Below are 5,786 nucleotides of genomic sequence, written 5' to 3'. Positions count from 1 at the left end.
CCGACCCGGCCCAAGCCTCCTGACCCCCGACGAACTTACGATCCTGACCACTAAGGCGCGCTATGTGGGATGATCCCGGCGTGTCGTCTTGACCGACAGGCGCCTCTGCGGCAGTCAGCGGGTATGCATAACCGTTCGACCGCAGAGGCGCCCCCATGCTGCCAACAGAAGACCTGTTCGTCTACGTCTACACCCTCGTCGATGACGCGATCGCGACCGGCGCGATCGGGCTTCAACGGCAACGCCTTCACGGCCACCCAGGCCGCGCGTGACACCGCCGTGCTCGTCCGCCCACCAAGGTCCAGCGCGCCAGCATGCCCAGGATCCTGCAGAAGGTTCATCGCCGAGTGGCGCAATCGCGTCGAGGCCACCTTCGGCGAGACCACCGACCGGATGGAACTGGCCCGCCACGGCGCCCACACCTCCCTCTCTGTCAGGCTGGGGTGAGACACCGGGCAACTGGGGACAGGGATCTCCACTTGACCGGGGTGGCTCCGAGGCAGGTCGCCACCCGCCCCGTATCGTACTTGCCAGATCCCTTCACCTGTAACGCATTTCACCGATACCTCGGTGCAGACCCTCTCAATGTGCACCTGCGGGCGCTTCCGCGCGGTAGGCCAGATTGGGCCGACTTGACCCAGAGTGCTCCGGTCACGTAAGTGGAGGTCCCTAACGGGGGAACTCATCGTGTAGGGCGTGACTGGAGTAGGGGACGTGACCGGTAGCGAGCAGGCGTGGCCATGGCTGTGGCGGGCGGCGGCGAGGTGCTGGTCGATCCGGCACCGAGGCCGACGAGGCGGCAGTTCACCGCGGAGTATCGGGCTCGGGTGCTGGCGGAATACGAGGCGTGGAACAGCCAGAAGGCAGCGATGCTTCGTCGTGACGGTTTGTACCAGTCGCAGGTGTTCGACTGAGGCAGAGAACGCGACGCGCGGGCGGCGGGACACGGGTATTCCCGGACATCGAATCGGGCTGTCGGGTGGCCCGGGGGTGAGATTCCCTCGGGCTCGCCGGCGAGCTCATCGAGATCGCGTCGCAACCCTGGGTCCGCGAAACGCCGCGCCAACTGCTCTTGCAGGGCCAGACCCGAGAGCCACTTGGCGCGCCCGCCGTAAGGCACGATGTCGGCGACCGGCTACCCATGGACCGTCAGTGTCACGCGCTGCCCAGCACGCACCGCATCTATCGCGCGATGCGTCTCGTTGCCCAGAGCACGAACACCAACCTTCATGTGCGACCGCGTAGCACCGCATGGTCGCCTCACCGGACGGGCCCTCGCCCCTCCCTCACTGCGCTCGGTCGATCCCTGGGGCCTTGGTTCACAGGGACGTCCGGCCGTTCCGCACCAACCCACCCACCTCACCTGCAGTCGATCGGTGGATCCCCGGCTCAGCCGATCCGCGTCGCGTCGGGGGCGAGTTGCGCCCACACGCGCTCCACCGCTGCCGCCAGGTGCTCGAGAGGGTAGGGGAGGCGGTCGTCGGGTTCGTGCTGGGCGTCGGCGAGCGACATACCGATGAGCCGTCGCTCCCGCAGGAGACCGGCCAGCGCGCCGAGTTCGTCGCGTTGACGGCACACGAACGCCTCGTCGACAGGCCGCCCGTGACCCGGCACCACGACGGTGTCCGAGCCGATCCAGGTCAGGTGCGAGCCCAGCGTCTCGGGCCACTCGAGCGGCCAACAGTCCAACCCCAGCGACGGGTGGGCCGACTGCTCGACGAGGTCACCGAGGAAGACGACGTCGGCATCGGGCACCTGGATGGCGATGTCGCCGTCGGTGTGGCCGCGCCCCGTGTGCAGCAGGGTGACCGCGCGGTCGCCGAGGTCGATCGTCGCGCTCGCGGCGAACGTGCAGTCCGGCTCGCGCAGCCGCGTCGCGAGGACGTCCGCGACGTCCGACGCGGTATAGCCCAGCTCGGGTCCGTCCCCGGGGTCTGCCGCGAACAGTCCCTTGATCCGCGCTGCGTCGGCCTCCATCGACCGAGCCGCCGCCTCGTGCGCATGGACCGTTGCCCGGGCGAAGGCGATGTTGCCGAAGGTGTGGTCGAAGTGGACATGGGTGTTGACGACATGACTGACCTGCGTGCCCGGGAACTGCCCACGCACGGCCGTGACGACCTCGCCGCCCTGGACCGCGCTCGCCCGGGTGTCGATGACAACGGCGCCGTCCCGGCCGAGGACGAGCCCGACCCCGACGTCCCACTGGGGGAACCGGGCGTGGAAGACGCGGTCGGCGACCTCGACGAACGGCCCAACGCTCACGGATCCCACCGTAGTGCCGGGCCGTGGCAGGGTGGGCGGGTGGACTGCGCCTTCTGTTCCGTCGTCGCCGGCGACACGCGTGCCGACATCGTGCTCGACGAACCGGACTACGTCGGGTTCCTCGACAAACGCCCGGTCTTCAAGGGTCACACACTCGTCGTGCCGCGTGAGCACGTCCCCACCCTGCTCGACCTGCCGCCGGCCTTGCACGCGGGTCTCGTCGCTGTGACGCAGCGGGTCGTGAGTGCGGTCATGACCGGGCTCGGCGCTCAGGGGGCTTTCACGGCGATCAACACGGTCGTCAGCCAGTCGGTGCCGCACCTGCACGTCCACGTCGTGCCGCGCACGAAGGGCGACGGGTTGCGCGGGTTCTTCTGGCCGCGCACCACGTACGCCGACGCCGAGGAGGCCGCGGCGTATGCCGCCAAGCTGGCCGGGGCGCTCGCACCCCCCTCCCCGTCCGCCTGAGCTCTGCGAACGGAGGCGAGAGAGCGTCTGGACTCTTGCGGAGCCCAACTACGGGCCCGACCGGCGCATCGCGGTCATCCCTCTCCGGTGACCGGGTCGATGATCGCGCCGACCTGCCGGATCCCGTCGCAGGGGAAGCCGCCCCGAGCCGCGTGCTCGCGGATCAGGTCCTCGTCCCGAGCGTTGTAGACGCAGAAGAGCCGCTCGTCCGTGACGTAGGAGTGCACCCACTGGATGCTCGGCCCCAGGTCGGAGAGCACCGCGTTCGATGCGGCGGACAGGTCGTGCAGCTGGTCGCGGGTCATCTGGCCGAGACCCGGCACGGACCTCTCGATGACGTACTTCGGCATGGTTCCTCCTTGGTTCGTGGTGGCTATCGCCACCTGCTGTCCGTCCAGCGTCAAGGCGGGAGGGGTCTCGTGTCATGAGGCGTTCTCCTCAGGACAGCGCGGCGCGCCTGCAGGGGTGCGGCGCCTGCAGCGTGCCGCGCATCCAGGGTGCGGCGCCTGCAGGGTGCCCCGCATGGAGGATGCGGTCAGTCGTGCGATGCCCGATGGGGAAGCAGCCCGTGCTCGATGGCGAAGAGGGTCGCGGCGGCTCGGGTCGACACGCCGGCCTTCGTGTAGATCCGCTCGACGTGGTTGCCGACGGTCTTCGGGGTGATCCCCAGGCGGCGGGCCACCTGCCGGTTGGTCAGGCCGTTGGCGAGCAGCGCGAGGACCTCGACCTCGCGAGGGGTCAGGCCGGCGGGCCGCGGGGCGGCGAGGGTCTGGCGTTGCCCGGCGGCGGCAAGCACGGCGTCCACCGCGGCCGGGTCGAGGCGGCCGTCGCGTGCCTGCCGGGTCACGTGTGCCGCAGCCTGGGCTGCGCTCAGGGCAGGTCGGTGCGGGCGGGGCTCCTGCTTCGCGTGGTAGGTGTCGGCCACGGCGAGGATTCGCGCGGTCATCGGCATGGCGTCTGCCCTGAGCCCGCGGTGGTAGCCCGAGCCGTCGAGTCGCTCGTGGGCCAGGGCGGCGACCGCGCCGATCTGCGCCAGCCGGGCCGGACGGGAGAGCATCCGCTCGGTGTAGTACGAGTGCAGGCGCACCCGTTCGAGCTCGGACTCGTCGAGCGGGGTGGTCTTGTCCCAAATGCTGTTGGGCACGCCGACCCGACCGAGGTCGTGCACGAGACCTGCTCGGCGGACGAGACGGATATCGTCCAGGGGCATCCCGGCACGTTCAGCTGCCGCCGCGCAGAGCTCTGCCACGCCGCGGGAGTGCCCGCCGAAGACCGGCGACTTGAGGTCCACCCAGTCACCGACGGCATCGAGCGCGGCGTCGAGGTCGGCCTCGGACAGAGGTAGGCACAACCCCGGCTCGACCTCGGTGAGGTCCTGCCACCGTCCCTCGGTGTCCAGCCCGTCGAAGAGCGGCGTGGGGTCCCGGCAGAGGTCGTCGACGACGGCGGGGTCGAACTGAGTCCCCCGCCGGGACCGGACCACCTCCACGGCGGTGGCGACTCCACTCCGACGGTGATGGACCTCCGCAACGTCGGCGACATGCCAGAGCCGGACCGGCAGGCCGATGTCCTCGCCCGCGAGGCCCTTCGGCAGGCCCTTGCCGTCCCAACGGGCGAAGATCTGGTCGAGCAGCCGACAGGCCTCGTCATCGATGCCGAGCCGCTGGGCGACCGCCGTGGTCACCTGGCAGTGGGCGTGCAGGGTTTCCTGAGCGCTGCGGGCCCCCGTCGCCACCAAGGCGGCGACCCGGCCGGCCCGCCGGGGCACCGACGCGCCCGCACCGGCTCGGCTCAGCAGGTAACCGAGGAAGGGCAGCGGGGCCAGGTCGCGGTCATAGACGCCGGCACGGTAGTCGATGTCGTTTCCGAACCACGCCGCAGACTGGTGGGAGTCGGCGATGCAGCCGAGCCAGCCGAGCAGGGTTACGTAGTAGAGGGCTTCCCGGTCTCGGTCAGGGGCCCCCATGCGGTCGGCCAGCCGGCGTGCGATGACGCACGAGCGCGCGACGTGCCCCATCGGCTGTCCCAACCCGAGGTCGACGGCCAGCGACAGGGTGCCCAGCAGCTCCGGCAGGCGCACCCCGCTAGACGCGACCTTGCCCATCATTCGAGGGTAGCCCGAGAGTCGCCCTCCGGCCGGATGCCCGGCTGGTCCGGGGTCGGGCGGGACAACCGACCGGAACGAGTCCCAGCCGCCGGACTCGTTTGTGCGGGGGAGAGGCCCCGGCGCCGCCGTCGTTCCGGCCACTTGGCCGGCGGGGTGGCCACTTGGCCCGGCGGGGTGGGGACTGGGGTCGGGTACGAGGTGCGCCGCGCAGGGATCAGCCGTCGGCCGTTTGCACTCTCGGGGTGAGAGTGCCAATAATGGCGCTTAGCACTCTCACCATGGGAGTGACAGAACCGGGCCGTGTGCCGAGGGGTCGGCGTTCGCAGCGACGTGAGCTGTGAGGGTCTGCTCCGGCCGTCGCGGGCGACACGCGGACCACCCACCTTTCGATTCGCGTGGAGGAACCACCGAATGGCCAAGACCATTGCGTTTGACGAAGAGGCGCGTCGCGGTCTCGAGCGCGGCATGAACATCCTTGCCGACGCCGTCCGTGTCACGCTCGGCCCCAAGGGCCGCAACGTCGTGCTGGAGAAGAAGTGGGGAGCCCCCACGATCACCAACGACGGCGTCTCGATCGCCAAGGAGATCGAGCTCGACGACCCGTACGAGAAGATCGGCGCCGAGCTCGTCAAGGAAGTTGCCAAGAAGACCGACGACGTCGCCGGTGACGGCACCACGACGGCCACCGTCCTTGCCCAGGCCATGGTCAAGGAGGGCCTGCGCAACGTCGCCGCCGGGGCCAACCCGATGGCGCTCAAGCGCGGCATCGAGAAGGCCGTCGACGCCGTGACGACCGCCCTGCTCGACTCCGCCAAGGAGGTCGAGACCAAGGAGCAGATCGCCTCGACCGCGAGCATCTCCGCGGCGGACGAGGAGATCGGCCAGCTCATCGCGGAGGCGATGGACAAGGTCGGCAAGGAAGGCGTCATCACCGTCGAGGACTCCAACA

General features: G+C 70.0%; 6 protein-coding genes. 3 read left to right on the top strand and 3 right to left on the bottom strand.

The features are described from left to right. The first annotated feature begins 734 nt into the window (after nt 1-734). Nucleotides 735-914, top strand: coding sequence for a hypothetical protein (locus L0H79_RS20030; protein WP_301486404.1), 180 nt, complete (start codon nt 735-737; stop codon nt 912-914). Nucleotides 915-1,389: 475 nt separating this feature from the next. On the opposite strand, the gene L0H79_RS20025 is transcribed toward L0H79_RS20030, so the two are convergent. Further along, the gene (locus L0H79_RS20025; protein ID WP_301486403.1) at nt 1,390-2,262 is read right to left on the bottom strand and encodes an MBL fold metallo-hydrolase; all 873 of its coding nucleotides are present in this window, start codon (nt 2,260-2,262) and stop codon (nt 1,390-1,392) included. 39 nt (nt 2,263-2,301) lie between these two features. Here L0H79_RS20025 and L0H79_RS20020 point away from each other — a divergent pair, with 39 nt between their 5' ends. Then, nucleotides 2,302-2,730 carry an HIT family protein gene (locus L0H79_RS20020; RefSeq protein ID WP_301486402.1) on the top strand — a complete coding sequence of 143 codons (429 nt, stop codon included), beginning with the start codon at nt 2,302-2,304 and terminating at the stop codon, nt 2,728-2,730. Nucleotides 2,731-2,804: 74 nt separating this feature from the next. Here L0H79_RS20020 and L0H79_RS20015 read toward each other — a convergent pair whose 3' ends face one another. Together L0H79_RS20015 and L0H79_RS20010 are read right to left on the bottom strand one after the other, a co-directional pair. Next, a complete protein-coding gene (locus L0H79_RS20015; protein WP_301486401.1) occupies nt 2,805-3,080 on the bottom strand; it encodes a DUF4242 domain-containing protein in 276 nt (91 codons plus the stop codon). A gap of 185 nt (nt 3,081-3,265) precedes the next feature. Further along, a complete protein-coding gene (locus L0H79_RS20010; RefSeq protein WP_301486400.1) occupies nt 3,266-4,834 on the bottom strand; it encodes an HD domain-containing phosphohydrolase in 1,569 nt (522 codons plus the stop codon). A 414-nt stretch (nt 4,835-5,248) separates the two neighbouring features. Between L0H79_RS20010 and L0H79_RS20005 the strand changes: the two genes are divergently transcribed. After that, a partial coding sequence (locus L0H79_RS20005) for a TCP-1/cpn60 chaperonin family protein (protein ID WP_301486399.1) occupies nt 5,249-5,786 on the top strand: 538 nt, incomplete at its 3' end.

Origin of the sequence: Intrasporangium sp. (assembly GCF_030452765.1) — a bacterium.
Classification (GTDB): domain Bacteria; phylum Actinomycetota; class Actinomycetes; order Actinomycetales; family Dermatophilaceae; genus Intrasporangium_A.
Note: the sequence above shows the minus strand (reverse complement) of the source record. Positions and strands in the feature narration are given on the sequence as shown.